The sequence below is a fragment of the Pelagibius sp. 7325 genome, from assembly GCF_037652055.1.
Lineage (GTDB): Bacteria > Pseudomonadota > Alphaproteobacteria > Kiloniellales > Kiloniellaceae > Pelagibius.
In genome coordinates this window covers 40,288-66,937 of record NZ_JBBKAH010000012.1, presented here as the reverse complement: position 1 = coordinate 66,937, position 26,650 = coordinate 40,288, and the positions used below count along the sequence as shown (strand labels likewise).

At 67.7% G+C, this 26,650-nt stretch carries 25 protein-coding genes; 10 read left to right on the top strand and 15 right to left on the bottom strand.

The annotated features are described in order from the left end of the window. Window positions 1–347: 347 nt before the first annotated feature. Both WDC82_RS21890 and WDC82_RS21885 read left to right on the top strand, forming a co-directional pair. Window positions 348–728 (top strand): carboxymuconolactone decarboxylase family protein, encoded by a 381-nt coding sequence (locus tag WDC82_RS21890; protein ID WP_340119542.1) that lies wholly within the window; start codon window positions 348–350, stop codon window positions 726–728. A 146-nt stretch (window positions 729–874) separates the two neighbouring features. Further along, complete coding sequence (locus WDC82_RS21885) at window positions 875–1,834, top strand: EamA family transporter (RefSeq protein ID WP_340119541.1); 960 nt, start codon at window positions 875–877, stop codon at window positions 1,832–1,834. Window positions 1,835–1,842: 8 nt separating this feature from the next. On the opposite strand, the gene WDC82_RS21880 is transcribed toward WDC82_RS21885, so the two are convergent. The 8 genes from WDC82_RS21880 to WDC82_RS21845 all read right to left on the bottom strand — a co-directional run bounded on the left by WDC82_RS21880 (window position 1,843) and on the right by WDC82_RS21845 (window position 11,532). Continuing rightward, window positions 1,843–2,961: an FAD-binding oxidoreductase gene (locus WDC82_RS21880; protein WP_340119540.1), complete on the bottom strand. Its 1,119-nt coding sequence runs from the start codon at window positions 2,959–2,961 to the stop codon at window positions 1,843–1,845. 10 nt (window positions 2,962–2,971) lie between these two features. Further along, on the bottom strand, window positions 2,972–3,544 hold the full coding sequence (locus WDC82_RS21875; RefSeq protein ID WP_340119539.1) for a hypothetical protein: 573 nt from the start codon (window positions 3,542–3,544) through the stop codon (window positions 2,972–2,974). A gap of 69 nt (window positions 3,545–3,613) precedes the next feature. Then, the gene (locus WDC82_RS21870; protein ID WP_340119538.1) at window positions 3,614–3,934 is read right to left on the bottom strand and encodes a hypothetical protein; all 321 of its coding nucleotides are present in this window, start codon (window positions 3,932–3,934) and stop codon (window positions 3,614–3,616) included. A gap of 58 nt (window positions 3,935–3,992) precedes the next feature. After that, the gene (locus WDC82_RS21865) at window positions 3,993–6,443 is read right to left on the bottom strand and encodes an FAD-dependent oxidoreductase (RefSeq protein ID WP_340119537.1); all 2,451 of its coding nucleotides are present in this window, start codon (window positions 6,441–6,443) and stop codon (window positions 3,993–3,995) included. Window positions 6,444–6,460: 17 nt separating this feature from the next. Next, window positions 6,461–7,336 carry a choline/ethanolamine kinase family protein gene (locus tag WDC82_RS21860; RefSeq protein ID WP_340119536.1) on the bottom strand — a complete coding sequence of 292 codons (876 nt, stop codon included), beginning with the start codon at window positions 7,334–7,336 and terminating at the stop codon, window positions 6,461–6,463. A gap of 1 nt (window position 7,337) precedes the next feature. Next, window positions 7,338–9,368, bottom strand: coding sequence for an ABC transporter permease subunit (locus WDC82_RS21855; protein WP_340119535.1), 2,031 nt, complete (start codon window positions 9,366–9,368; stop codon window positions 7,338–7,340). Next, a complete protein-coding gene (locus WDC82_RS21850; protein ID WP_340119534.1) occupies window positions 9,365–10,414 on the bottom strand; it encodes a betaine/proline/choline family ABC transporter ATP-binding protein in 1,050 nt (349 codons plus the stop codon). The genes WDC82_RS21855 and WDC82_RS21850 overlap by 4 nt, the downstream gene beginning before the upstream one ends. A gap of 152 nt (window positions 10,415–10,566) precedes the next feature. Then, complete coding sequence (locus WDC82_RS21845) at window positions 10,567–11,532, bottom strand: ABC transporter substrate-binding protein (protein ID WP_340119533.1); 966 nt, start codon at window positions 11,530–11,532, stop codon at window positions 10,567–10,569. A gap of 272 nt (window positions 11,533–11,804) precedes the next feature. On the opposite strand from WDC82_RS21845, the gene WDC82_RS21840 reads away from it, so the two are divergent. From WDC82_RS21840 to WDC82_RS21830, 3 genes are all read left to right on the top strand, one after another. Next, on the top strand, window positions 11,805–12,578 hold the full coding sequence (locus WDC82_RS21840; RefSeq protein WP_340119532.1) for a DeoR/GlpR family DNA-binding transcription regulator: 774 nt from the start codon (window positions 11,805–11,807) through the stop codon (window positions 12,576–12,578). A gap of 40 nt (window positions 12,579–12,618) precedes the next feature. Continuing rightward, complete coding sequence (locus tag WDC82_RS21835; protein WP_340119531.1) at window positions 12,619–13,398, top strand: inositol monophosphatase family protein; 780 nt, start codon at window positions 12,619–12,621, stop codon at window positions 13,396–13,398. 69 nt (window positions 13,399–13,467) lie between these two features. Next, complete coding sequence (locus tag WDC82_RS21830; RefSeq protein ID WP_340119530.1) at window positions 13,468–14,082, top strand: methyltransferase domain-containing protein; 615 nt, start codon at window positions 13,468–13,470, stop codon at window positions 14,080–14,082. A gap of 188 nt (window positions 14,083–14,270) precedes the next feature. Here WDC82_RS21830 and WDC82_RS21825 read toward each other — a convergent pair whose 3' ends face one another. The 4 genes from WDC82_RS21825 to WDC82_RS21810 all read right to left on the bottom strand — a co-directional run bounded on the left by WDC82_RS21825 (window position 14,271) and on the right by WDC82_RS21810 (window position 19,095). Continuing rightward, a complete protein-coding gene (locus WDC82_RS21825) occupies window positions 14,271–15,230 on the bottom strand; it encodes a choline/ethanolamine kinase family protein (protein WP_340119529.1) in 960 nt (319 codons plus the stop codon). A 28-nt stretch (window positions 15,231–15,258) separates the two neighbouring features. Beyond that, window positions 15,259–17,670, bottom strand: coding sequence for an FAD-dependent oxidoreductase (locus tag WDC82_RS21820; RefSeq protein WP_340119528.1), 2,412 nt, complete (start codon window positions 17,668–17,670; stop codon window positions 15,259–15,261). A gap of 109 nt (window positions 17,671–17,779) precedes the next feature. Then, a complete protein-coding gene (locus WDC82_RS21815) occupies window positions 17,780–18,433 on the bottom strand; it encodes a ChrR family anti-sigma-E factor (RefSeq protein WP_340119527.1) in 654 nt (217 codons plus the stop codon). Beyond that, on the bottom strand, window positions 18,433–19,095 hold the full coding sequence (locus WDC82_RS21810; protein ID WP_340119526.1) for a sigma-70 family RNA polymerase sigma factor: 663 nt from the start codon (window positions 19,093–19,095) through the stop codon (window positions 18,433–18,435). Before WDC82_RS21810 ends, WDC82_RS21815 begins: the two co-directional genes overlap by 1 nt. Before the next feature lie 259 nt (window positions 19,096–19,354). Here WDC82_RS21810 and WDC82_RS21805 point away from each other — a divergent pair, with 259 nt between their 5' ends. Genes WDC82_RS21805 through WDC82_RS21785 form a run of 5 tightly spaced genes read left to right on the top strand, consistent with a single transcriptional unit; the run spans window position 19,355 to window position 24,744 of the window. Further along, window positions 19,355–20,689: an FAD-dependent oxidoreductase gene (locus tag WDC82_RS21805; RefSeq protein ID WP_340119525.1), complete on the top strand. Its 1,335-nt coding sequence runs from the start codon at window positions 19,355–19,357 to the stop codon at window positions 20,687–20,689. A 3-nt stretch (window positions 20,690–20,692) separates the two neighbouring features. Beyond that, window positions 20,693–21,523, top strand: coding sequence for a DUF1365 domain-containing protein (locus WDC82_RS21800; RefSeq protein WP_340119524.1), 831 nt, complete (start codon window positions 20,693–20,695; stop codon window positions 21,521–21,523). 52 nt (window positions 21,524–21,575) lie between these two features. Continuing rightward, window positions 21,576–22,820 carry a cyclopropane-fatty-acyl-phospholipid synthase family protein gene (locus WDC82_RS21795; RefSeq protein ID WP_340119523.1) on the top strand — a complete coding sequence of 415 codons (1,245 nt, stop codon included), beginning with the start codon at window positions 21,576–21,578 and terminating at the stop codon, window positions 22,818–22,820. Next, the gene (locus WDC82_RS21790; protein ID WP_340119522.1) at window positions 22,817–24,169 is read left to right on the top strand and encodes an MFS transporter; all 1,353 of its coding nucleotides are present in this window, start codon (window positions 22,817–22,819) and stop codon (window positions 24,167–24,169) included. The genes WDC82_RS21795 and WDC82_RS21790 overlap by 4 nt, the downstream gene beginning before the upstream one ends. Further along, window positions 24,166–24,744, top strand: a complete 579-nt coding sequence (locus WDC82_RS21785; protein WP_340119521.1) for a DUF3833 domain-containing protein — start codon at window positions 24,166–24,168, stop codon at window positions 24,742–24,744. The genes WDC82_RS21790 and WDC82_RS21785 overlap by 4 nt, the downstream gene beginning before the upstream one ends. On the opposite strand, the gene WDC82_RS21780 is transcribed toward WDC82_RS21785, so the two are convergent. The 3 genes from WDC82_RS21780 to WDC82_RS21770 are packed head-to-tail and all read right to left on the bottom strand — an operon-like array spanning window position 24,741 to window position 26,628. Continuing rightward, on the bottom strand, window positions 24,741–25,169 hold the full coding sequence (locus WDC82_RS21780; RefSeq protein WP_340119520.1) for a nuclear transport factor 2 family protein: 429 nt from the start codon (window positions 25,167–25,169) through the stop codon (window positions 24,741–24,743). The genes WDC82_RS21785 and WDC82_RS21780 overlap by 4 nt on opposite strands. Beyond that, window positions 25,166–25,927, bottom strand: a complete 762-nt coding sequence (locus WDC82_RS21775; RefSeq protein WP_340119519.1) for an SDR family NAD(P)-dependent oxidoreductase — start codon at window positions 25,925–25,927, stop codon at window positions 25,166–25,168. Before WDC82_RS21775 ends, WDC82_RS21780 begins: the two co-directional genes overlap by 4 nt. After that, window positions 25,924–26,628 carry a DUF6134 family protein gene (locus WDC82_RS21770; RefSeq protein WP_340119518.1) on the bottom strand — a complete coding sequence of 235 codons (705 nt, stop codon included), beginning with the start codon at window positions 26,626–26,628 and terminating at the stop codon, window positions 25,924–25,926. Before WDC82_RS21770 ends, WDC82_RS21775 begins: the two co-directional genes overlap by 4 nt. Window positions 26,629–26,650 lie beyond the last annotated feature (22 nt).

Here is a 26,650-nt window from a genome sequence, read left to right as displayed (position 1 = left end):
GACGTCCGCCCTCTCCTGCTGCTCCCTGCGACTTGGCGCTCATCAAGATGACTTCTTGCCCCGTGCAATAGGGGGCCGGCGCCGGCCGGGAAGGCCGGTATGCCCTTCTCGCCTGCCGCGGCGCTGCCGCGACGGCGAAGCTCCCTTTCGGGGGCGCCCCACTGGCACCCTTGATAATGCGAGTGACTCTCATTTGCAATATAAAAGCGCGTGGCCGCAGGGTCTTAGGACGGCGAATTCGGCCTCGACCGAAGGGCCCAGGTCCCTACAATCAGGCCCCGTCAATGAAGCCGGGCCATGAGCCGGCCACCGGCGGCGGCAGAAGATCGAACAAGGGGAGACCATCCGTGGACAAAGAGCGTTTCGAACTCGGCCTCAAGCAGCGCAAGGCGACCCTGGGCGACGCCTACGTCAGCAAGGTGCTGGACCAGGCGGACGACTTCAGCCGCCCCTTCCAGGAGGCGATGACCGAGTGGTGCTGGGGCTTCGGCTGGGGCGACCCGGCCATCGACCCCAAGACCCGCAGCCTGATGAACCTCGCGATGATCGGCGCCCTGGGCAAGATGCACGAGTGGGAAACCCACTGCCGCGGCGCCCTCACCAACGGCTGCAGCGCCGAGGAGATCCGCGCCGCCTGCCACGTCATCGGCATCTACTGCGGCGTACCCCAGGCGATGGAGTGCTTCCGCGTCGCCCGCAAGGTGCTGGAGGAAGCGGGGAAGATCTGACGCCAGCCGCGACGGGAGTTCCCTTGTCTGTCGCAGGACGGTCACCCCAACCATAAACCGTCACCCTCGGGCTCGATCCGAGGGTCCATTCCTCCGCCCGCAGCATCCTGCGGGCGTCGAAATGGATTGCCGGGTCAAGCCCGGCAATGACTTCAAAAAAAATCGGCCGCCACGTCCCCAAGGAACCCTTCTTCGTGATCGAGCTCTGGATCCCCATCACCGTCTTCGCCGCCTTCATGCAGAACCTGCGCTCGGCGCTGCAGAAGCACTTGAAGGGACGCCTCTCGACCGGCGGCGCCAGCTACGTGCGCTTCTTCTATGCCTGCCCCTTCGCGCTGATCTACCTGGCCGGTGTGCACGGGGTCGGCGGCTATCCGCTGCCACAGGCGAACGCGCTGTTTCTGCTCTACTGCCTGCTCGGCGGGGTGAGCCAGATCGCCTTCACCTTCCTGCTCGTCTACCTCTTCTCCTTTCGCAACTTCGCGGTCGGCACCGTCTATTCCAAGACGGAGATCATCCAGGTGGCGCTGCTGGGTCTGATCCTCCTGGGCGACACCATCAGCATCGTCGGCATCTTCGCCATCGCCCTCGGCATGGTCGGCATCCTGGCGCTCTCGGTCGCCGCGAACCAGAACGTCACCTGGAAGGCGCTGGCGACCGGGCTGCTTGAGCGCACGACGATGATCGGCCTCTTGTGCGGCGCCTGCCTCGGCGCCTCGGTGGTGTTCTTCCGCGGCGCCGCGCTGGCGCTGCCCGACGGCGCGGTCATCATACGCGCCGCCTTCGCCCTCGCCGTTGCCCTGGTCATGCAGACGGTGATCATGGGCGGCTACCTGCTGCTGCGCGAGCCCGGCCAGATGAGCGCGATCCTGCGCCATTGGAAGCCATCGCTGGCAGTCGGGGTCACCGGCTTTCTCGCCTCGGTCGGCTGGTTCACCGCCTTCACTCTGGAGAACGCCGCCTACGTGCGCGCGGTCGGCCAGATCGAGCTGGTCTTCACCTTCATCGCCTCGGTGGTGTGGTTCAAGGAACGCACGACCCGCCTGGAGCTGTTCGGCGTCGCGCTTATCCTCGCCGCCATCCTGCTGCTCATCTTGGGGCGCTAGGCGCCCCGTTATCCCGCGCCGCGCAGCCGGTTCGGCGCCAGGGCGGTTACCGCGCGCATCGGCAGAACGGCCTCGCCGCTGTTGCCGGTGAGCAGCGCGGCGGCGAGGCGCGACAGCGCCGGCGCGGTCTGGATGCCATAGCCGCCCTGCCCCGCCAGCCAGAAGAAGCCCTCGGCAGCCGGGTCGAAGCCGACCACCGGCGTGCGGTCGGGCGCGAAGGTGCGCAAGCCGGCCCAACTCCGCTCGACCCGCGTCACCGGCACGGTCACCGCCTGCTCGTAGCGGTCGAGGCCTTCGGCCAGCACCATGTCGTCGGGCCAGGCGTCGTGCGGATCGACGGGGTCCTCGTCGGCCGGCGAGACCATCAGCTTGCCCGCCTCGGGCTTGGCGTACCAGGTTTCCGACATGGAGCAGACCGCCGGCCAGCGGGTGACGTCGCGGTCCTCCGGGGCCGGCAGGATGGCCGCGGAACGACGCAGCGGCTGCAGGCCGAGGCGCCGCAGCCCCGCCAGTTCCGCCGTGGCATCGGCCCAGGCGCCCGCCGCGTTCACCACCACCGGCGCCTCGAAGTCGCCGGCCGGCGTGCTGAGCCTCCATACACCACCGGCCCGCGTGATCTCCTCCACGCGGGCATCGGTCGCCAGCGTGCCGCCGTTGCGGCGCAGCAGGCGCAGATAACCCTGCAGCAGGCGGTCAACGTCGATGTCCTCCGCCGTGTTGTCGTAGCAGGCGCGCACGATGCGCTCGCGCTTAAGAATGGGAAACAGGCGCACCGCCTCATCGGGAGATATCTCATCCGTGCTGCTGGCCGCCGCCATGTGCGCCTCGAAGCGCGCCTCCTCCTCGGCGGTGGCGATCAGCAGCTCGCCGCGCGGCGTTAGCAGCGATGACTCGGCGAGATCCCCAGGCGGATCGGCGAACTCGCTCTGGCTGGCGGCATTGGCGGCGCGCACGGTCTCGTTGCCGTAGTTGCCGATGAAGATCGCCGCCGAGCGCCCGGTCGAATGGCGCCCGGGGGCGTCCTCCGCCTCCAGGACGATCACGGAGGCGTCGGGAGAAACCCGGGCAGCTGCGCCGATACCGGCCATGCCGCCGCCGATGAAGAGAATGTCTGCTGTTGTGGTCATAGTCCCGCCCTTATTGACCCGAAATGGGCATGTTCTGTACGCCGGCGGGCACTTCGAAGAGTTCTCCTGGCTGGGGGCCACGCTTCAAATCCGTCAGCTCGATGACGAAGCGGGCTTCAGCGCTCTCGTCTTCCATGCGCAGCGGAATGCCATCTTCCGTCGCCCAAATGAAGATGGTCCTGCCTTCCACCATCACGCGGTACTTCGTCGCCGCCTCTCCGGCCACGGTCTCTCGGCCGATCTCCTCCGGCTGAAGGTTGGCGTAGTCGCGCGCGCTAGGCATGGCCTTGCGGCTGCCGGGCTTCACTACCATGGCCATGCCCAACTGCGGCATCATCATATAGAGACGCCCTTCGTCCTCGCGCCGGATGAAGACCTGCGGCTGGTCCTGTAGGATCATCTCGAAGCGCTCCTTGCCGCCGTCGTACCACACCGGTCCGCTGAGCACGCCGCCATCCTCGAAATATAGGTTGCGCGTCGCCGAATAGGCCACGTCACGGCGCAGCCAGTCGGTAGGCTGCGCGGCGGCGGCGGCGGCGGTGAGGAAAATCCTCAAACAAAGAACCGCAGCGAGAAATCGCATGAAACAAGTCCCCGTGAAGAGTGCGACTGAAGCCTTACGAGCGAAAGATGAATGCCCGCTTTGAACGGACTACCTGATTTGCAGGTCAGTGATGGCGGCTGCATCTCCCCGCCACCATCTCAGATCCATCGGTCTGCTTGGATCGTACTGCTCGTTCGGTATCCAGGTGACATTGCACCCCAATCTACCTGCTGACGCCAGCGTGCAAAAGTCGTCTTTGACAAGCCTCGGCGACGCGACGACGTGGCGGTAGGTCTTGCCCGCATGCTCCAACGGCTCGTCCAAGAGGAGGAGCGCTGTCTTCCCGTCCTCGGCAACTGTGACGATCGTCGCCGCCTGGTCCTCTTTGATAAAGTCGTTGCCGATGACGATCACTTCTTGGCCAGTCACGCTACCTCTCCTCGCCCAGCAGAATTGCGCCAAGCTTCCTTCGCATTCCCAACTCAGCTCAGGCCTTCACCCGCGCCATTTCCGGATCGTAGAGCGCCTGGGTGTGGAGGCTGCAGGGCACCCGCTCGGCGGCGACTTCCAGCTCGTAGCGGCCGGCGGCGAGGAACGCCTCGTCGACGCCCGCCGGGTTGCGCACGTAGCCGTAGCCGATCGGCTTGCCCACCGTGTGGCCATAGCCGGCGGAGGTCAGCCAGCCGACACGCTGGCCGTCGCGATAGATGGTCTCGCGGCCCAGCAGCACGATTTCCGGATCGTCCACGGTGAAGCAGGCCAGCATCTTCTTCACCCCGCCGGAGACCTGCGCCTCGATGGCGGCGCGGCCCTTGAAGTCGATGTTCTTCTTCAACTTCACCGCCCAGCCGAGCCCGGCCTCCACCGGCGTGTGGTCGGGGCCGATGTCGGCGCCCCAGGCGCGGTAGCCCTTTTCCAGGCGCAGCGTCTCAATGGCGCGGTAGCCGGCGTTGACGAGGCCCTGCTCCCTGCCCGCCGCCATCAGCGCCTCGTAGACGTTCACGGCGTACTCCGTCGGCAGGTGCAGCTCCCAGCCCAGTTCGCCGACATAGGTGACGCGCAGGGCCAGCACCGGACAGCCGGCGATGCCGATGCGCTTCGCCGTGCCGAACTTGAAGGCCTCGTTGCTCACGTCGTCACGGGTGACGGCCGCGAGGATGTCGCGCGCCTTCGGGCCCATGAGCGACAGCACGGCATTGGCCGAGGTGACGTCGAAGAGCTGCGCGTTCATGCCCTGCGGGATGTTGCGCTTGATCCAGTCGAAGTCGTGGGTGGCGAAGCCGGTCCCGGTGACGATGTAGAATTCGTCGTGCGCCGTGCGGGCGACCGTCAGGTCGCACTCGATGCCGCCCTTGTCGTTCAGCATCTGGGTGTAGGTCAGCGAGCCGACCGGCTTGGCGACGTTGTTGGCGCAGATCCACGACAGCGCGTCCTCGGCGTCGGGGCCCTTCAAGACGAACTTGGCGAAGCTCGACTGATCGAAGAGCACCGCCGCCTCGCGCGCCGCCTTGTGCTCGCGGCCTACAGGCTCAAACCAGTTCGGCCGCCCGAAGCTGTAACGGTCCCTGGCCTCCTCGCCCTTCGTCTTGTCGGCGTACCAGTTGGGCCGCTCCCAGCCCAGCTTCTCGCCGAAGCAGGCGCCCTGCTCCTTCAGAAGGGAATAGAGCGGCGAGCGGCGGCAGGGCCGCCCGCTGTCGTGCTCCTCCGACGGCCAGGCGATGGTGTAGTGCTTGCCATAGGCCTCCAGGGTGCGGGTGCGCACCCAGTCGGTGTCGAAGTGCGGCCGCCCGAAGCGCCGGATGTCGACCGGCCAGAGGTCGTAGGGCGGCTCGCCGGCGTGGACCCATTCGGCCAGCGCCTGCCCCGCGCCGCCGCCGGCGGCGATGCCGAAGGCGTTGAAGCCGGCGCCGACGTAGAAGTTCTTCAGCTCCGGCGCCTCGCCGAGGATGAAGTTGCCGTCCGGCGTGAAGCTCTCCGGCCCGTTGATCAGCTCGCGCACGCCCGCGGTTTCCAGCGCCGGCACGCGGCCCAAGGCCAGCTCCATCAGCTGCTCGAAGTGGTCGAAGTTGGAATCCAAGAGCGAGTAGTGGAAACCGGCGGGAATGCCGTCGACCGCCCAGGCGATCGGGTTCGGCTCGTAGCCGCCCATCACCAGGCCGCCGACCTCCTCTTTGTAGTAGGTCAGGCGGTCGGGATCGCGCAGGGTCGGCAGCTTGGAGGGCACGCCTTCGATGGGCTCGGTCACCATGTACTGGTGCTCGACCGAGACCAGCGGCACGTTCACCCCGACGCTGGCGGCGAGGCTGCGCGACCACTGCCCGGCGCAGCACACGACGACCGCGCAGTCGATGCGACCCTTGTCGGTCACCACCGCCTTCACCTTGCCGTCCTCAATCTCGATGGAGAGGACGGCGGTGTCCTCGAAGATCTTCACGCCGGCCTGGCGCGCGCCCTTTGCCAGCGCCTGGGTGATATCGGCGGGATTGGCCTGGCCGTCGGTCGGCAGGAAGGCAGCGCCGACGACATCGTCGACCTGCATGAGCGGCCAGAGATCCTGCGCCTCCTGCGGCGTCAGCAGGTGCATCTCCAGGCCGAAGGAGTGCGCCGTGGTGGCCTGGCGCTTCACTTCGAGCCAACGCTCTTCATTGCACGCCAGCCGGAGGCCGCCGTTCATCTTCCAGCCGGTGGCGAGCCCGGTATCCGCTTCCAGGGTATCGTAGAGCTTCACCGAGTTGCCGAGCAGCTGGGTGATATTGGCGTTGGAGCGCAGCTGGCCGACCAGGCCGGCAGCATGGAAGGTGGTGCCGGAGGTCAGCTTGTGGCGCTCGATGAGGACCGTGTCGGTCCAGCCGAGCTTGCCCAGGTGATAGGCGGTCGAACAGCCGACAATGCCGCCGCCGATGACGACCGCCTTTGCCGTGGTAGGGAACTCTGCCATCTATGTCCTCTATATGCTCAGCTCTGCTGAAAGTCTTTAACCGCGGCCTGAAACCGGGCGAGGTTCTCGGCGGTGTAGGCCGCATAATCGAATTCGATATCGGAATGAATCTCGGAGACCATGGACCACATGGTCTCGCGCAAAAGCGAGGCGCACTTCATCGCCTGGTAGCGGCGGCGCAGCGCGTCGTCGGCGGGACGCTCGAAGTAGGTCTCCAGCATCCAGTCTTCCTGTTCGCCAGAAAGCCCGTTGTTGGAGGCCAGCCCGCCGAGGTCGAACAAGGGCGAGTTGAAGCCGGCGTAGTCCCAGTCGATGAGCCACAGCCGCGCCCCATCATCGAGGAAGTTCGCCGGCAAGAGGTCGTTATGGCCGAAAACCATCGTCACCTCGCCGACCGCTTCCTCCAGCTTCTGTGCCAGGACCAGCAATGCCGGCAGCAGGCTCAGGTGCGCGCTGTTGCCTTCCTTCAGGGTCCACCCGTAGTCGCGGATGACGTGGAACACCCAGAACGCCAGCGCCGGCCCGCGCAGGAACTTCGGCAGCTCTCGGTGCACCTTGGCAACCAGCGGCAAGGCCTTCGCCAGCGTCGCCTGCTGCTGCAGGTCCTCCGCCGCCAGGGTCCTGCCGGCGATGTAGTCGATCACCAGCACGCCCGGCTCACTGTGCACCACCCGGGGCGAGATGCCGGCGGCGGCCGCCGCGCGGCTGGCCGCCAGCTCGTTGAAGCGCATCACCTGGTGGATCGGAATGTCGTCGCCGACCCGCACCACGTATTTCCGTCCCGCGTCTTCGACCAGGAAGTTCACGTTGGTGATGCCGCCCGACAAAGGCTCGGGGTCGACCTTCCCGTGCCACAGATCGAGACCGATGACCTTCTCGCGCGGATCGCTCATGTCAGTGGCCTCCGGCGGGGGCGAGGCCGAGGCGCGCGCGGGCGCGCTGGGCGCCGGCGGCGATCAGGCGGTCGGCGATGATGGCGATGCAGGCGACCGAGACGCCGGCGACGATGCCGCGCCCGGTATCGGCCTTGGTCAGGGCGATATAGACCTCCTGGCCCAGGTCGCGGGTGCCGACCAGGGCGGTGATCACCAGCATGGAAAGCGCCAGCATGATGGTCTGGTTGATGCCCAGCATGATCTCCGGCAGCGCCAGCGGCAGCTTGATGCGCCACAGCAGCTGCCAGCGGGTGCAGCCGGACACCGTGCCCGCCTCGATAAGCTGCGGATCGATGGCGCGAATGCCGTGGGCGGTGTAGCGCACGGCCGGCGCCAGGGCATAGAGCACCACGGCGATCATCGCCGAGAAATCGCCGACGCGGAACAGCATGACGACGGGGATCAGGTAGACGAAGCTGGGCAGGGTCTGCAGGGTGTCGATGAAGCCGCCGATGACCCGCCCGCCGCGCTCGTTCTGCGCCGCCAGGATGCCGAGCGGAATCCCGATGGCCGCGGCGATCAGCACGGAGACGCCGCAGAGGTAGATCGTCACCATGGCGTCTTCCCACAGCCCGTTCACCAGGATGAAGGCGGAAAGCGCGAAGCAGAGCAGCGCCAGCTTCCAGCGGCCGAGATGCCAGCCTGCGACCACCAGCAGCAGCATGAACCACGGCCAGGGCACGCCCAGCAGGAAGCGCTTCACCGGCACCAGCAGGTTCAGCAGCATGAAGGTCTTCACCGCGTCCAGCGCGTCGAAGTAGTTCACGTTGATGGTCTTGACCAGGCGCTCCCAGAACGCGCCGGTGGTGATCTCAGCCGCCGCCGGATAGCTCTGGATGAAGGGCAGTGCGAGGCCCAGGAGGCCGGTCACGACAATCACCGCCAGCGCCACCAGACTATAGGGATGGCGCTTTACGAAGGAGCGCCTCTCAGCACTATGCTCGGGCGGCGGGCGGCCGACGAAGGCCTGGCTCAGGCGGTCGAGGGCAATGGCCAGCACGACGATGGCGGCGCCGGCCTCCAGCCCGCCGCCGATGTCGAGGCGGCGCAGCGAGGTCAGCACGTCGTAGCCGAGACCGCCGGCGCCGATCATCGAGGCGATGATCACCATGTTCAGCGACAGCATGATGACCTGGTTCACACCGACCATGAGCCCCGGCATGGCCGAGGGCACCATGACGCGCCAGGTCATCTGGCGCGGCGTGCAGCCGACCATGGTGCCGAACTCGCGGACCTCCGAGGGCACGCCGCGCAGCGCCAGCGTGGTGATGCGCACCATCGGCGGCATGGCGTAGATGATGGTGGCGACCAGGGCCGAGACTGGGCCAAAGCCGAAGAGAAAGAGGATCGGCACCAGGTAGGCGAAGACCGGTACCGTCTGCATGAGGTCCAGCACCGGCGTCAGGATGCGGTCGAACCAGCGCCAGCGGTAGCCGGCGATGCCGAGGAGCAGCCCGCCGCCGACGCCCAGCGGCACGGCGATGAGGATGGAGGCCAGCGTCACCATGGCACTGTCCCACTGGCCGAAGACCGCCAGATAGAGAAAGCAGAGGCCGACGAAGACGGCGAGGCCGATGCTCCTGGCGTAGTGGCCGATGGCGGCGACCACGAAGATGACGGCGATCCACGAGAGCGGCGGCAGCCATTGCACCGCCTCGTCGCCGAGACCCTGCACGAAGCCGGAGACCAGAAGCGCCTTGGCCAACTCGTAGGGCTGCTGCAGCAGCCAGGCGATGCCGCGCGTCAGGTCGGTGAAACTGAAGAGGCCGAAGCTGGCGTCCTCGACCAGCCATTTCATGAAGGCGGAGATGTCGGTCTTCATGGAAATGCGCAGCTCGCTCGGCACCTTCAACAGCCAGCGGGCGTCGAGCGCCTTGGTGAGCGTACCGCTGGTGTTGGCCAACACCACCGTCGCGAGGCCGAGGAACAGCCAGGTGACGGCGACCGGCGACAGCGCCAGGGTACCGAGCTTCGGCGCGCGCGCGGTCATCGCCGGCGCTCCCCGCTTGAACGATCGCGGCCGATCAGGGTGTCGATGACGGCGCGGCGGTCGAGGCTGCCGATGACATCGCCGCCGGCATCGGTGACGGCAAAAGGTCTGTCCGCCGCTTCGACGCGGTCGGCGACCGCCTCGATGCGCTCACCCACACGGACCTGTCCGGCCACCTCCCCCCTCGGAGCGCCGGGCTGCATGACCGCGCCGACGGTCAGCACCTTGGCGCGCGGAATGTGGCGGGTGAACTCGGCGACGTAGGCGTCCGCCGGCGCCAGCACCAGCTGCTCGGGCGTGTCGACCTGGATGACCGCGCCGTCCTTCATGATGGCGATGCGGTCGGCCAGACGAATCGCCTCGTCGAAGTCGTGGGTGATGAAGACGATGGTTTTCTGCAGCATCGACTGCAGGCGCAGGAACTCGTCCTGCATCTCGCGACGGATCAGAGGGTCGAGCGCGGAGAACGGCTCGTCGAGAAACCAGATCTCCGGCTCCACCGCCAGCGAGCGGGCGATACCGACGCGCTGCTGCTGGCCGCCGGACAGCTCGCGCGGATAGTAGGACTCGCGGCCTTTCAGGCCGACCAACTCGATGATATCGCGCGCACGCGCCTCGCGCCGCTCCCGGGCGACGCCCTGGACTTCCAGAGGAAAGGCGACGTTCTGCAGCACGCTGAGGTGCGGCAGCAGGGCGAAATGCTGGAACACCATGCCCATCTTGTGGCGGCGGATCTGGATCATCTCGCGCTCGCTGGCGCGCAAGAGATCCCGCCCCTCGAAGAGAATCTGGCCCGCCGTCGGCTCGATGAGCCGCGAGAGGCAGCGCACCAGGGTCGACTTGCCCGAACCGGACAGTCCCATGATGACGAAGATTTCGCCCTGGCGGACCTCGATGTTGGCGTCGCGCACGGCGCCGACCAGGCCGGCGGCTTGGATCGCCGCCAAGCCGGGCGTTTCCCGCTGCTGGGCCAGGAAGCGCTCCGCCCCCTCGCCGAACAGCTTCCACACGCCGCGGCATGCCAGCTTGACCGGTCTTTGCTGCATCACACCCTCGAAGTTCCCCTAGTCCGGGGAACCATGAGATACCCGGCGGCCCAACTCAACGGACGAACGGACCCGATCATGAGAAACGGCGGCCGGAACTGCCCGGACCGAGGTCCCGGGCGGCAGTCCCGGCCGCCAGCTGCGGAAACGGCTTAGTTGGCGATCCACTGGCTCCAGGTCGACTCGTTCTTGGCGACCCAGTCAGCGACCACCGCGTCCAGGTCCTTGCCGTCCAGATCGACGGCGGCGACCATGGCGCCCATTTCCTCGTTGGAGACCTTGAAGGCCTTGATGGCCTCGTAGGCGCCCGGCCACTTGTCCTTCACGCCGGCCCAGGACACCTTCCAGATCGGCCCGCGCGGCTTGCCGCAGTCATAGGCCATGTCGGGATTGCTGCCCCACGACGGATCGCCGTAGCACTCGGCGGTGTACTTGGGGAACTCGACCCACTCGCCCTCGTACTTGATCGGCGCCCAGTGCGGCGCGTAGACCCACAGCAGGATCGGCGCCTTGCGCTGGTAGGCCGATTCCAGTTCCGCAAAGAGCGCGGCATCGGTGCCGGCGTGCACCACCTCGTAGTCCAGTTCCAGAGCCTCGACGCGCTCGTCGTCGAAGCCGCCCCAGGTGACGGGGCCGCCAAGGTAGCGGCCCTTGGGCGCCGTCTCGGCGGTGGAGAAGGCCTCGGCGCAGTCGTTCAGCGCCTCCCAGTTCGGCAGGCCCGGGCACTGCTCTTTCATGTAGGAGGGGTACCACCACTCCTCGATCGCCTGCATGCCGGTCTCGCCGAGGTTCTCGACGTTGCCGGTGGCGGTCGCCTCGTCCATCGCCTCGCGCCCTGTGGTCTCCCACATTTCCATGGCGACGTGCAGGTCGCCGGTCTTCAGCCCGGCGAACTGGGCGATGTAGTCGGCCTGCACGTACTCGACGTTGTAGCCGGCCTTCTGCAGCACTGAGCCCATGATCTTCGTGGTGATCAGCTGGCCCGTCCAGTCGTGCAGGGTCAGTTTGATGGGATCCTTCGATTCCACCTCGGCCTGCGCCGCGCCGGCGGCACCCAGGCCGACCGCGAGAGCCATACCGGCGACCAGCAAAACCCCGGCGCCGGGCAGCCTCGTCATTTCTGTCCGCATGCTTCCGTCCTTCCCGTTCCGATTCTTTATCTTTTGCCTCAATAGACCCCTGCCCCGGCCGGCCCGCGGCCAGGAAGCGGCGGTATTGTCCAGCCGATAACCCACATCTGTCAACGTTGGATATGTGGTTTTGTGGGTTTGACGGGTTTTTGCAGTTGCCGCTCCGCCGGGGATTGAGAATACTGGCAGCGCTGCCACGGGGGCCGATCCGATACCGCCGTGGCGCTTCCCAATTCCTGGCCCAGGGGATGGTCAGCCTCATGCATTCGACGCACCGCGAAATGGAAATTCTCGACGAGCTGAAGGTCTCCGGCTCCTGCCGTATCCAGGACCTCGCCCGCCGCCTGGAGGTTTCCGAGGAAACCATCCGGCGCAACGTGAAGAAGCTCGCCGGGCGTGGCCTGGTGCGCAAGGTGCACGGCGGCGTCTACCTACCCGATGCAGTGCAGGAAGCGCCCTTTGCCCAGCGCATGGACGAGAACCCGGACGCCAAACGTCTGATCGCCGCGCAGCTGGCGCGCATGATCAAGAACGGCGACTCGCTGATCCTCGACATCGGCTCGACCACCGCCTACGTCGCCCGTGCGCTGCGCGGTCATCACGATCTTTTCGTGGTGACCAATTCCGTCGCCGCCGCCCAGATGCTGGCGACCCGCAACAACAACCGCGTCTTCATGGCCGGCGGCGAGCTGCGCGCTCACGACGCCGGTGCCTTCGGGCGCGAGGCGATCGCCTTCGTGCGCCAGTTCTCGGTGCAGTACGCCATCCTCTCGGCCGCCGCCATCGACGCCGAGGCCGGCTTCATGCTGTTCGACCTGCAGGAGGCGGAATTCTCGCGCGAGATCATCCAGCACGCCGAGCGCTCCATCGTGGCTGCCGACGCCACAAAATTCGGCCGCCGCGCGCCGGTGCGCGTCGAAAAGCCCGGCGTCATCGATACCCTGGTGACCGACGCGGCGCCGCCGCCCGACATCGCTGGCTTCCTCGGCGAGGCGGGGGTCAAGATCGTGGTGGCGGAGAAACAACCCCGCTGAGTTCCTCTTCAAAAGACCGTTCCGACAGATGCCTTCCCCGATGAGTGCCCTTTCCGCCGCCGACCTTCTGCAGGCCGCCCGCGACGTCTCCGCCGCGGCGCTCGACAAGCCACTGCGCTACTTCCGGAGCGGCTTTGCCGTGGAGCAGAAAGCCGACGAGAGTCCGGTGACCATCGCCGACCGCGAGACCGAGGCCGCCCTGCGCGCCGCCATCGCCGCGCGCTTTCCGGACCACGGCATCCTGGGCGAGGAGTACGGCAGCCAAGGCCTGGAGCGCGACATCGTCTGGGTCATCGACCCCATCGACGGTACCAAGTCCTTCATCTCCGGCTCGCCGCTCTTCGGCATGCTCATTGCCGTGCTAAGAGCGGGCGAGCCGGTCGCCGGGATCATCCGCATGCCGGCGCTGGGCGAATGCTACGGTGGCGCGGCGGGCGGGGGCAGCGACCGCGACGGCACGCCGATCGCCTGCCGCAAAGGCGTGCCGTTGAAAAAGGCTTTCCTCTGCATCAACGAGGCCAATGGGCTCATGGCCGACCATCCCGCTGTGTTCCAGCGGCTGATGCAGACCGGGGCCTACCAGCGTCTGACCTACGACTGCTATCCCTATGCCCAGCTCGCCTCCGGCCAGATCGACGCGGTGGTCGACTACAACCTGCAGCCCTACGACTACCTGCCGGTGGTGCCGGTGGTCGAGGGTGCCGGCGGCGTCATCACCGACTGGCAGGGTGAGGCGCTGACGCTGAGGTCCGACGGCCGTGTGGCCGCCAGCGCCAGCGCGGAGCTCCACAAGGAACTGTTGGAGACCCTTGCGGGTTGACAGTTGGGTGCCTTCGGGCGCCGGTGAAAACTCCGTGTTCCCTCGCGCCCTCTGCGGCATACTGGTGCCATGCCTTTCGATCAGGATAAGCTCATAGACAGGATTTCAGCGCGACCGCCGACCGAGGGCTGGCTCTACTTCCGCCGCTTCCTGAAGCATCCGGCGCGGCTCGCCTCGCTCACGCCTTCGTCCCAGGCCCTGAGCCGGGCGGTCGCCCAGCAGGTGCGCCGTGGCAAGGACGAGTATGTCGTCGAACTCGGCTGCGGCACCGGCGCCATCACCCGCGCGCTGCTTGCGGCCGGCGTGCCGCCCGAGCGGCTCATCGCTGTCGACGTCGATGCCGAACTGCTGGCGGTGCTGCGCGAGGAATTCGCGGATATCACCGTGCTGGAATGCGACGCGGCCAAACTCACCAAGCATCTGCCGCCGGCCATCGTCGGCAAGGTCGGCACGGTGATCTGCGGCATTCCCATCTCATTGCTGCCGCGCCCGCAGCAGCGCGCGCTGATCGACGAGATGTTCGCGCTGATGCCGCCGGGCCGGCGCTTCCTCGCCTACACCCACCGTCAGACATCACCATTGCCGCGGCGGGAATTGGGACTGGCGGGCGAGCGCCTCGCACGCACCCTGCGCAACCTGCCGCCGGCCTCGGTCTGGGGATATGCGCCGAGGAACAAAGCCTAGGCGGAAGTATCTGCTGCAAGGGGCGCACAAGCGCTGCCACTTTCTCCACCGTCATCCTCGCACTTGTGGCGAGGATCCATGGCAGAAGCAGGGCACCCCGCAGTGCCATGGACCCTCGGGTCAAGCCCGAGGGTGACAGTAGAGAGATTGGCGATGCTTGAGCATGCCCCACAGAAGGCAGTGCTCCGCTACCCCGCCTTCACCGCCGCCACGTGCCCCGCGAAAGCCGGGTCTTGCATCAGGGCCTTGCAGCGTTCGAAGCGGTTCACCGCATAGGCCCAGAAGTCGTCGGCCGGATTGCCGTTGGCATGCTGGATGAGGCCCCAGAGCGTCCACAGCAGGTCGCACAGGGCCTTGTAGATGACCATGCGGCCCGTCTCGGCGGCCGTCGGCGCGCCGCCACAGTAGGCCTCCATCATCTCGCGGTCCTGCGCTGCGTCGAAAGCGGCCTCCACCGAGAGGTCGCCGAGGTCCCACAGAGGATCGTTCATGCCGGAATACTCCCAGTCGACGATCCACATCGTCTCGCCGTCGTCGAGGAAGTTCTCGCACAGCGGATCGCAGTGGCAAGGCGCCAGCGCGGCGGGATGGGCGTCCAGCGCCGCGCGCACCGGCTGCGCCGCCTCGACCACGGCGTGATAGCCTTCCGGCAGTTCGGCCTTGGCCTTGTCGAGAAGGTTGAGATAGTCGTCGATCATGGCAAAGAGCTCGAAGCGGAAGCGGAATTCCTTGCCGCAGCCGTGCATCTGCTTCAATGCCCGCGCGGCGCGCGCCGGCGAACCCTTCCGCGTTGCGAATTGCTCCGGCGACATGGTGACGATGCCGGCGATGAAGCGGGTCATCATGACGCCGCTCGCCGCGTCGCCGTAGATCACCTCGGCGGAAACGCCGGCCTCGGCCGCCACGCGGGCATTGTGCAGCTCGACCTCCCGGTCGATGTAGTCCTCGGTGCCTTTGCCCGGAATGCGCAGGATGAACTGACGCCCGCCGCCGAAGTCCACTTTGTAGACCAGGTTGGTGAGCCCGCCCTGGCGCTCCAGCGCGAACTCGCCCTCGCGCGTCGCTTCGAAACCGGGAATGGTCCACAGCACCTCCAGCACCCGCCGCTTGTCGCCGGTCTCCCCCGTCATGACACCCCCATCGGTCATGCCTGCCCCCTTCTCGTTGATTAATGGCTCAGGCTTTCAGCCGCTCATTATCAGGATCATACAGCGGTCCGGCGACCCGCGCCGCCCGATAGTGCTCGCCGAAGGCCTCGACGTCGAAATTGCTTTCCGCCGCCAGCTCCTTCGGCAGGTAGCCGTAGAGCACTGTCTTGCCGACGGTGGTGCCGAAGCCGCCGCTGGAGACCAGGCCCACCACCTTGCCGTCCTTCAGGATGGTCTCGCCGCCGAAGACCGGCATGGCCTCCGCCACCGTGAAGGTGCAAAGGCTGCGCGCCACGCCCTCAGCCTTCTGCTTTTCCAGCACGGCGCGGCCGACGAAGTCGCCCTTGGACCTCAGATGCACGCGGAAGCCGAGCCCGGCCTCGTAGGGGCTGTAGTCCGGCGTCACGTCCGCGCTCCAGTAGACGTAGCCCTTCTCCAGCCTGAGGCTCTCGATGGCGCGGTAGCCGACATCGCGGATGCCGTGGGGCTCGCCCGCCGCGCGCAGGGTCTCGTAGACATGCGCGCCAAATTCCGTCGGCACGTGCAGTTCCCAGCCCAGCTCGCCGACATAGCCGATGCGGATCGCCAGCACCGGCGCGGCGCCGATGGTGATCTGCCGCGCCGTGGCGAAGGGAAAGGCTTCATTGGAGACGTCATCCTCGGCCACGGCCTCTAGCACCTCGCGGGCCTTGGGGCCGCAGAGGTTGATGACCGCCCTCCCCGAGGTCACCTCGATGAGAAAGGCGTCCTCCGAGAGTTGGCTCTCGATCCAGTGCGCGTCGTGCACGCCGAAGCCGGAGCCGGTGACGATGTAGAAGTGGTTCTCACCCAGGCGCGTCACGGTCAGGTCCGCCTCGACGCCGCCGCGCTCGTTGCACAGCTGGGTGTAGATGACCGACCCTACGGGCTTGTCCATGTTGGAAACGGCGAGGCGTTGGATCGCCGTCAGCGCGCCGGGCCCGCGCAGCTCGAACTTGGAGAAGCTCGACTGGTCGATGAGGGCGACGCCCTCGCGCACCGCCCGATGCTCCTCGGCAACGTAGGGCTTCCAGTTCTGCTTGGTGAAACCGGGTTTGTCGACGGGCTCGACGCCCGCCGGCGCGAACCAGTTGGGCCGCTCCCAGCCGTTCTTGGAGCCGTAGACGGCACCCCGAGCCTTCAGGATCTCGTAGAGCGGGCTGCGGCGGATGCCGCGCGCCACCGCGCTCTCCTGGCCGGGATAGCGCATCTTGTAGTGATGGGCGTAGTGCTCGACCGCGCGCGGATACATGAAGGCACGCGTGCCGCTGAGGAAGCTGAAGCGCCGGATGTCCAGCGGCCAGAGATCGAGGCTCGGGCGACCCTCCAGGATCCATTCGGCCATGATGGCCCCCGCCCCGCCGCCGGCGGCGATGCCGTAGAGGAAGCCGGTGGCGACGAAGAGGTTGTCGAGCTCCGGCGCCTTGCCCATGACGAAGTCGCCGTCGGCCGAGTAGGGGATCGGGCCGTTGATCAGCTGGCGCACGCCGACGCTGTTGACCACCGGGGTCACCTGCCCCGCGTAGGTGGCCAGCGGCTCGAAGCGGTCGAAGTTCTCCGGCAGCAGCTGACGGGCGAACGCGCCGGGAATGCCCCTGTCCCCGAAGGGGACCGTGTCGTCCTCGTAGCCGCCGATCACCAGGCGCCCGGCGTCCTGCTTGTAATAGACGAGACGGTCGGGGTCGCGCAGCGTCGGCAGGTCCTTGGGCATGTCGGGGATCGGCTCGGTCACCAGGTACTGATGCTCCACCGCGCAGGCCGGCACATTGACGCCCAGTTTCTTGCCGAGCTCGCGGCTCCACATGCCGGCGGCCAGCACCACGGTCTCGCCGGCATAGACGCCGTTATCGGTCTGCACCGCGGTGATGCGACCGTCGACCACGGTGGCATCCAGCACCTGGGTGCCCTGGACGATCTTCACCCCCTGGCGCCGCGCGCCGGCGGCGATGGCCTGGCAGAGGCTGGCCGGATCGACCTGCCCGTCGGTCGGGATGAAAGCGGCGCCCAGCACGCCGGTGGGATCGATCAGCGGGAACAGTTCGTAGGCCTCGCGCGCGGAGATCACCTGCATCTCCAGGCCGAAGCTGCGCGCCATGGTGGCCAGGCGCTTTACCTCCAGCATGCGGTCGGGCGAACAGGCCAGGCGCAGGCTGCCGACCTGCTTCCAGTCGATCGCCTGGCCGGTCTCGGCCTCCAGCCGGTCGTACAGCTCGACCGAGCGCTGCAGCATGCGGGTGGTATTGCGGGAGGAACGGAGTTGGCCGACGAGGCCCGCCGCGTGCCAGGTGGCGCCTTCGGTCAGCGACGCCTTTTCCAGCAGAACAATGTCTTTCTCACCGGCCTTGGCGAGATGGTAGGCGATGGAGCAGCCGATGATGCCGCCGCCGATGATGAGAAACCTGCACTGGGTACTGCTCGACACGTCCCGGGCCCCTGAAAGAAACGACCCGAAAACTCTGCCGAAGAAACCACATTAGTCAACAATAAGTATGTGGATTTGTGGAATTAGCCCCCAACCTTCATAAGCGTCCTTACAGCCTCGCGAGGAAATTGAGGTAACGGCCGAAACGGCCGGTCAGGCGCAGCGGCGCGTCGGTGACCGCCAGGCAGATGCAATCCTCTCCTTCGTCGGCGATCGGCTTATGATCGATCGAAGCATCGGCGATGGCCAGGTCGCCGCGCCGATAGTGCCCCGTATCGTCGGAGAAGCCGCCCGTCAGCAGCAGGGTGTACTCCGCGCCCTCGTGGGTGTGCTGCGGCAGCGCCGCCCCCGCCTTCACCCGCAGCAGGCGGGTGCGGATACCCGGGAACCCCGTGAGCAGCGCAACCTCGCCGACACCGCCGCGGTTCTTCCACGGCAGGGTGTCGAGATCGCTTTCCAGATAGTCGCCCAGCGGCAGCGGCACGCGCGGGTCCGTCCGGCCGCCGCAGGGCAGCGGCGCGACGGCTTCCAGGCTTTCCGGCACCTCCAGGCGCGCCAGCGCGCGGTCCAGCGCCTCCTCGGCCAGCGGCTCGCCCTCCAGAGCGTCGAACAGGGCGCCGCCCAGCGCCTCGAGGCGCGCGACCTCGCCCTGGCACGCGCGGCACAGCGAGACGTGGCTCGCCACCAGGAGGGCGACCGGCTCCGGCAACGCGCCGGAGGCATAGTCCATGAGCAGTTCGGACCCGGGATGATAGGCGGGCATCACTCGTCTTCCTTCAGCATCTGTCGCAGTTTGTGCATCGCCAGGCGGATCCGCGATTTCACCGTGCCCAGCGGCAGGTCCAGTTCCTCGGCAATGACGCCATGCGACTTGTCCTCGAAATAAGCCAGCCGCAACAACTGCGACTGGGTCTCCGGCAGGCGGGCGACCGCCCGGCGCAGGTCGCCCTCCCGCCGCCGCTCGGCCAGACTCTCGTCGGCCGACGGCTCGGCCTCAGCCTGGAGGCTCGGATCCTCAGCGTCGAAGGCCGGGCGCGCCTCGCGGCGCATCATATCTATGCGCCGATTGCGCGCGATCGTGAAGATCCACGTGCTGGCCGACGCTTTGCGGCGGTCGAACTGGGCGGCGCGGCGCCATACCGTCAGCATCACGTCCTGCGCCAGGTCCTCGGCCACCTGAGTTTCGGCACCCCTGCGCCGCGCGAAGGCCTTGACCCGCGGTGCGAAGGCCGCGAACAGCCGCTTGAAGGCCTCGCGGTCCTGACGTCTGGCGATCGCCTCGACGAGATCGTCCGGAACACAGTCCGGCAACGGATCCTCCGGTACCCGGGGCGGCCACCTGCGTCCTTGCGCATTGCTGGCACCCAATCCAGCCAGGGCGATGCCGGGTCCGGTCTCAAGGCCTGCGCTTTGCTCGAAGCTCATCGCGGCTCCCACTGGTTGCTGGTCCTGTCTACGCACCCCGGTGCGGCCTGGATCACTCTTTGCACCCCCTGGCGGAGTTCTGCGCCTCGATACCCCGGAGATCCGCCCGAATCAGGCTTTTTTCGGTGATCCAGGCGGTCCGCCCCCCCGTATCAAGGTCGTGATATCCCCAGGCCGCGGGGCGCCTGGGGCGGGGGACCCGCCAGCCCCCGGCGCCTTGCCAGCACCTTGCCAGCAACTTGAGGGAACCATCGAACGCATGAGAATCGCTGTTGTAGGTGCCGGCATCGCCGGTCTCGGTGCGGCCTGGGCGCTGTCCGGCCGGCATCGGGTCACCGTTTTCGAGGAAGCCGATTACCTGGGCGGCCACGCCAACACCCGGACGATCGCGGTGGACGGACAAAGCCTGCCGGTCGACACCGGCTTCATCGTCTACAACGAAGCGAACTACCCCCAACTCACCAAGCTGTTCGAGCATATCGGCGTCGCCAGCGAAGCCAGCGACATGTCGTTTTCCGTCTCTCTCGACAATGGCGCCATCGAATACGAAGGCTCGGCGCGCGGCCTGCTAGTGCAGCCGAGCAACCTGCTGCGCCCGTCGCATCTGATGATGCTGCGCGACCTGCTGCGCTTCTACCGCAGCGCCCCGGCGCTGCTCGACGATCCGGCGGCCGGCGACCCCAGCCTCGGCGACTACCTCGCCGTCGGCGGCTACTCGCGCGCCTTCGCCGAGCAGCATATCCTGCCCATGGGCGCGGCGATCTGGTCCTCGACGCTGGAGCGCATGCGCGACTTTCCGGCGCGCAGCTTCGTGCGCTTCTTCGTCAACCACCGCCTCTTCGACCTCGGCCGGCGCCCGTCGTGGCGCAGCGTCAGCGGCGGCAGCCGCGCGTACGTGCGCCGGCTGAGCGCCAGCTTCGCCAACCGGGTCCGCGTGAAGTCGCCGGTCACCAGCCTGCGCCGCACCCCCAGCGGCGTGGTGCTGCGCAGCCCCTACGGCGGCGAGGAGGCTTTCGATCACGTCATCCTGGCGACCCACGCCGACCAGGCCCTGCGCATCCTCGGCGACGACGCCAGCCTCGGCGAGCGGGAGGTCCTCGGCGCCTTCCGTTACCAGGAGAACCTGGCCGTGCTGCACAGCGACACCGCGCTGATGCCGCGCCGCCGCAAGGCCTGGGCGAGCTGGAACTACCTGACGGCGGGCAATTCGCGCGGCGGCGGCGCCAGCGTTTGCGTCAGCTATTGGATGAACCGGCTGCAGAACCTGCCGACGCAGACGCCGGTCATCGTTACCCTCAACCCGCTGCGCGCGCCGGCGCCTGAAAAAACCTACGCCGAGTTCGTTTACGACCATCCGCAGTTCGATGCCGCGGCGCTCGCCGCGCAGCAGCGGCTGCCGCACATCCAGGGTGAACGCCGCACCTGGTTCTGCGGCAGCTACTGCGGCAACGGCTTCCACGAAGACGGCCTGCAGGCGGGTCTCGCGGTCGCCGGCGCCCTCGGCGCGACCTGGCCCTGGGCCGATACGGTGGTGCCCGCCAGTCCGGCCGCGCACATCGTGCAGCCCTTCGAACCGCCTCTCGCCGCGGAGTAGCTCTTGGTTACCCCGGCAGCCCCTTCCCCGTCAGCGACACCGTCCGCACTCTACTTCGGCAAGGTGATGCACCGCCGGCTGCGCCCCTTCGTGCATGCCTTCACCTACCGGGTTTTCTCGCTCTACCTCGACCTCGACAGCCTGGCGGAGGACAGCCGCCGGCTGCGCCTCTTCTCGCACAACCGCTGGAACCTCTTCAGCCTCCACGACCGCGATCACGGCGCGCGCGACGGCAGCGCGCTGAAGCCCTGGATCGAGCGCCATCTCGCCGCTGCCGGAATCGACACCGCCGGCGGACCGGTGCGCCTGCTGTGCTTCCCGCGCGTGCTCGGCTACGTCTTCAATCCGCTGTCGATCTGGTTTTGCTACCACGCCGACGGCGGGCTGCGCGCGGTGCTCTACGAGGTGCGCAACACCTTCGGCGGAAAGCACGGCTACCTGGTGCCGCTGGCTGCCGACCACCCCAGCGGAACGCCGATCGTCCAGGGCGCCGACAAGAACTTCTACGTCTCGCCGTTCATCGTCATGGAACAGCACTACGTCTTCCGCCTGGCCGAGCCCGGCGAGCGGCTCGCCGTCACCATCCGCCAGGGCGGCCCGCAGGGCGCACAGCTGGTCGCGCGGCACAGCGGCCGGCGCCGCGCGCTCAGCGACCGCACGCTGCTGCTGGCCTTTCTGGCCTATCCGCTGATGACGCTGAAGGTCATTGCGGCGATCCACTGGCAGGCGCTGCGGCTATGGCTGAAGGGTGCGCGCCTCCAGCCGCGTCCCCCGGCCCCGAGCGAAGAAGTCACGCTGGTGCCCCAAGCGGCGATTCGACACGCGGCCGAGTGATCGGCCCTTCCCTTCCCACCTTGCAGGACCAAAGAGGCAGGACCGACATCCGATGCAGGCAAGAACGACAATCGCGCAGCATACTGACCGCAGCCGCGGCGGCCTCGCCGAGAGCTTCGCCCTGGCCCTGGCGGCGCGTCTCAGTCACGGCCAGCTCACCCTGCATCTGCCCGACGGGCACACCCGAGTCTTCACCGGTGAAGCCGGCGGCCCGGCGGCGGAGATCGCTCTGCGCAGCCCGCGCGTCTTCCGCCGGCTGCTGAGCGGTGGTGAGCTCGGTCTGGCCGAGGCCTACATGGACGGCGACTGGGAGTCGCCGGACCTCACGGCGCTGATCACTCTCGGCGCCTTGAACGAGGAAGTTCTGGAGCACACCCTGGCCGGCAATCTCTGGGGCCGTCTGGCGAGCCAGGCGATTCACGCCCTGCGGCCGAATTCGCGGCGTGGCTCGCGGCGCAACATCGCCGCCCACTATGATCTCGGCAACGACTTCTATGCCGCCTGGCTCGACCCCAGCATGACCTATTCGGCCGGCCTCTTCACCGGCCCCGGCGACGACGCGCTGGCAGCGGCGCAGACCCGCAAGTACCGGCGCATGGCCGAACTGGCCGGGATCACCGCGGACCACCACGTCCTCGAGATCGGCTGCGGCTGGGGCGGCTTCTGCACCTGGGCCGCCGCCGCCATCGGCTGCCGCGTCACCGCGATCACCATCTCCAAGGCGCAGCACGCCTATACCCGGCAGCGCGTTCGCGCCGCCGGCCTTGCGGACAAAGTCGACGTCCGCCTGCAGGACTACAGGGACCTCACCGGCAGCTTCGATTCCATCGTCTCCATCGAAATGCTGGAGGCCGTCGGCGAGGCCTATTGGCCCCTCTACTTCCGCCAGCTGCGCGAGCGGCTGCGCCCCGGCGGACGGGCCGCGCTGCAGGTCATCACCATCGCCGACGAACGCTTTGACAGCTACCGCGGCGGCGTCGATTTCATCCAGCGCTACATCTTCCCGGGCGGCATGCTGCCTTCGCCCGCCGTGCTGCGTGGCCTGACGGCAGAGGCCGGCCTGGGTGTCGCGCGGGTCGGCCGCCACGGCGCCGACTACGCACAGACCCTGGCGCTCTGGCGCGCGCGCTTCGAGCACGCCTGGCCGGGCATCGCCGCCACGGCAGGCGGCCGCTTCGACGAGCGTTTCCATCGGATGTGGCGCTACTACCTGGCCTACTGCGAAGCCGGCTTCGGCATCGGCCGCGTCGACCTGCTGCACCTGAGCCTCGCGCGCGAGGCGGCGCCCGGCGCATGACGGCGGCGGCGGACGGGCGGACTCTCAGCCGCACGATCCTGCTCGCCTACGGGCTGCCCGGTCTGCCGCTGGCCGCCGTTCTGCTGCCGCTCTTCGTCTACCTGCCGACCTTCTATGCCGAAACCCTGGGGCTCGGCTTCGCCGTGGTCGGCAGTCTGCTGCTGATCGCGCGACTCACCGACGTGGTGACCGACCCGCTGGTCGGGGCGCTCTCCGACCGTTTCGGCTGGCCGCTGGGCCGCAGGCGAAGCTGGATGATCCTCGGCGTGCCCCTGCTGCTGCTCGCCGCGCACCGCCTCTTTCTGCCGCCGCCGGACGCCGGCGGCGGCTACCTGCTGCTGTGGACCGTGCTGATCTACCTCGGCGCCACCCTGGTCCAGCTGCCCTACAGCGCCTGGGGTGCCGAAATCTCCGGCGACTACAACCAGCGCAGCCGGATCTCGGCCGCCCGCGAGGGCTTCGTCGTCGTAGGCACCCTGCTTGCCGCCGGCCTGCCGGCGCTGCTCGGCAGCGGCCCCCAAGAGGCCATGGCGGTGATCGGCTGGGTCTTGATCTGCGTATTACCTATAGCGGTCGGTCTTGCCGTTGCCGTTGTCCCTGAGGGGCCCCAGCACCGGCAGCGTCCGCTCGCTTGGCGCCAAGGCTGGCCGGTGCTGTACCGCAACCGGCCCTTCCGGCGGCTGCTGGGGGCCTACTTTCTGAACAGCATCGCCAACGGCCTGCCGGCAACGCTGTTCCTGCTGTATGTGAACCATGTCCTGGAGAGCGAGTCTTGGTCCGGTTTTCTGCTGCTCGTCTACTTCGCCTGCGGTGTCGCCGCCATCCCTCTGTGGCTGAAGGCCAGCGCGCAGTGGGGCAAGCACAGGGCCTGGATCGCGGCGATGCTGCTGGCGACGGCGGTCTTCGCTCTGGTTCCCCTGCTGGGGCCCGGCGACCACTGGTGGTTCCTGGCCATCTGTGTCGTGACCGGCATCGCCCTTGGCGCCGACCTGACGCTGCCCGCCTCCATGCAGGCAGACGTGGTGGACCTCGACACGCTGAAAAGCGGCCGCACGCGGACCGGCATCTTCTTCGCTCTGTGGGGCATCGCGACCAAACTGGCCCTGGCGCTGGCGGTCGGCATCGCCTTCCCGCTGCTCGAGATCGCCGGCTTCCGGGCCGAGGCACCGACACAGACGCCCGCCGCCCTGCTCGCCCTCGCCCTGCTCTACAGCCTGGTTCCGGCCGCGTTCAAACTCGGCGCCATCGCGCTCTTTGCGGGTTATCCGATTACCGCGTCGCGCCAGCAGCGCATCCGCCGGCTGATCGCCGCGCGCAACGCCAAGGCTGAAGGAGGGGCGCTGCCATGATGCGCTGTGCCGCACTGCTGATTTCGATGATCATACTGACGGGGTGCATCGGCATGAAACCCGACGACTTTGCCGGCCGCGAGCCGCGCTTTCTGATCGAGGAATACTTCGCCGGCAAGACCCGGGCCTGGGGCATCTTTCAGGATCGCTTCGGCACCCTGCGCCGTCAGTTCGTCGTTGACATCGACGGCAGCTGGGACGGCGAGACGCTGACCCTGGTGGAAGATTTTGTCTACGACGACGGCGAGACCGAACAGCGCACCTGGACCATCCGCAAGACCGACGCGCACAGCTACGAGGGGCGTGCCGACGGTGTTATCGGCATGGCCGAAGGCGAGAGTTACGGCAACGTGCTGAACTGGCGCTACCGCTTTGCCCTCAAGGTCGGCGATAGTACCTGGAACGTGCATTTCGACGACTGGATGTTCCTGCAGGACGACGGGGTGATGATCAACCGCGCCGACGTCTCGAAGTTTGGCATCGCGCTGGGCGAGGTCACCATCGCGTTCAGCAAGGATCCGGCGACCACCGGCAAGGCGGCCTCCACGCCGGCGCTGCACGGCGCCCTGCCCTAATCGACCGAAAGGCGCCGCTTGACGAAACCGATCAGGCTGCGCAGCACGGGGATCTTCTCGTAGACCTTCCCGGCGTCCCAGAAGTCGCGGTGCGCGATCACCCGGCCGGCGGCATCGAAATCGACGGCGCTCATGCCCTCGAAGCGCAGGGGCCGGCCGCCCGGCCCCCTGGCGGAAAAGGACCAGCGCAGATAGAGACACTCGCCCGCCAGCGCCTTTCCGGTCACCACGAACTCGGGCTGACCGACATCGTCGAACATCTTGGCCATCACCCGGCGGTAGCCGGCAACACCGGTGACGTCGTTGAAGGGATCGCAGAAGTGCACCTCCGGCGCGCAGAGTTCCTCCAGCCGCTCCAGCGTCGCCGGTGTCATGGTCTCCAGGAAGACGATGTAGCGCTCCGCCGCTGCCGATACCGCGGTCATGTTCGCTCCTGCGGCAGCATGCGACTGGTCACCGCGAAGGCGAGCGGCGCCGGCAGACAGCGCAGCAGCTTCATGATCCACACCAGGCGGCGTGGAAAGGCGATCTCGAAGCGGTCGGAGCGCAACCCCTTGAAGAAGGCCTCGGCGGCGTCCTCCGGCTCCATGAGGAACGGCATCGGGAACGGGTTCCTGTCGGTCAGGGGCGTGCGCACGAAGCCCGGGTTGACGATCTGCACGGCGATTCCGCTGGGCGCCAGCTCGACGCGCAGCGCCTCGGCCAGGTTGATCAGGCCGGCCTTTGTCATGCCGTAAGCGGCGGCGGTCGGCAGGCCGCGGTAGCCGGCAACCGAGGCGACGATGGCGACGCGACCGCGCCGCCGCGCCAGCATCGGCGGCAACACGGCGGCCAGGCAGTTTACCGTGCCCATCAGGTTGACCTCGACCAGTTTGCGGAAATCCTCGACCTTCAGCGCCCTCGGATCGACCGGCTGGTGGGTGCCGGCGTTCAGCACCGCCTGCCCGATCGGGCCCAGCTCCGCCTCGATGCGGGCCACTGCGGCGCGTGTCGCCTCGGCGTCCTCGATGTCGAGCGGCACCGCGTGGAGACTTCCGGGGCCCGCACATTTTCCGGCCAAGGCGTCCAGCTTGTCGGCGCTGCGCGCGGAAAGTGCCACGGATTGACCGTCCCGCGCCAGGCGGCCGGCCAGCGCAGCGCCGAGGCCGGAACTCGCGCCGGTGATCCAGACGGTTCCGCTCAACCCGGAGCCCCTGCGGCATCCGTTGTGGGACGGCGGAGGTAGCTGACGGTGGCGCCGCGTGCCGTGAAGGCGATATTCACCCATTCGCCCGTGGCGGCGTACCACAAGTCAAGGTCGAGGTCGCCGGAAAGGCGGTAGCGCCGCGCCGTCTTGCCGCCGTCCAAGCGCTCTTCGCCCAGCAAGCGGGACTCCACCGCCAGCAGGCGGCCGTGCTGGCTGTCGAGCAGTCGGGTCTGTTCGACGGTGCGCGGGTTCCAATAGCTGGTCGGCAGGGTGTCCGCCGGCGCCTGGAAGTCGCCGCCGCTGCCGGTCACCCGCAGGACGCCGCCTTCGGCCCGCGCCGAGACGGTGTAGCGCTGACCGTCGTCGTCGGTCTCACTCTCGAGGGACAGCAGCCGCCCATCCTGCCAGACCTCACGGTTGCGGTGGCTGTAGGCGAACAACGGGATAAAAGCCAGATTGACGGCGATGTCGATGTCGATGTCGACCTCCAGGCGTTCACCAGCGCGGCGGAAGACCACGTGGTGGCCGCCGATCGAGGAGCCGTCGCGGCGAATGTCGAAGGCGAGGTCCCCTGCCGACGGCACGGCAGCACCCCAAGCCCGCAACGGCCGAACCGCCGACAGGGCGCCGCCGGCCAGCAGCGCCGTGATGAAAGCGCGCCGGTTCCATGTCAGGGAGGTAGGCAGTCCGGACCGCATGCGTCGTCTCCCATTCCGCACC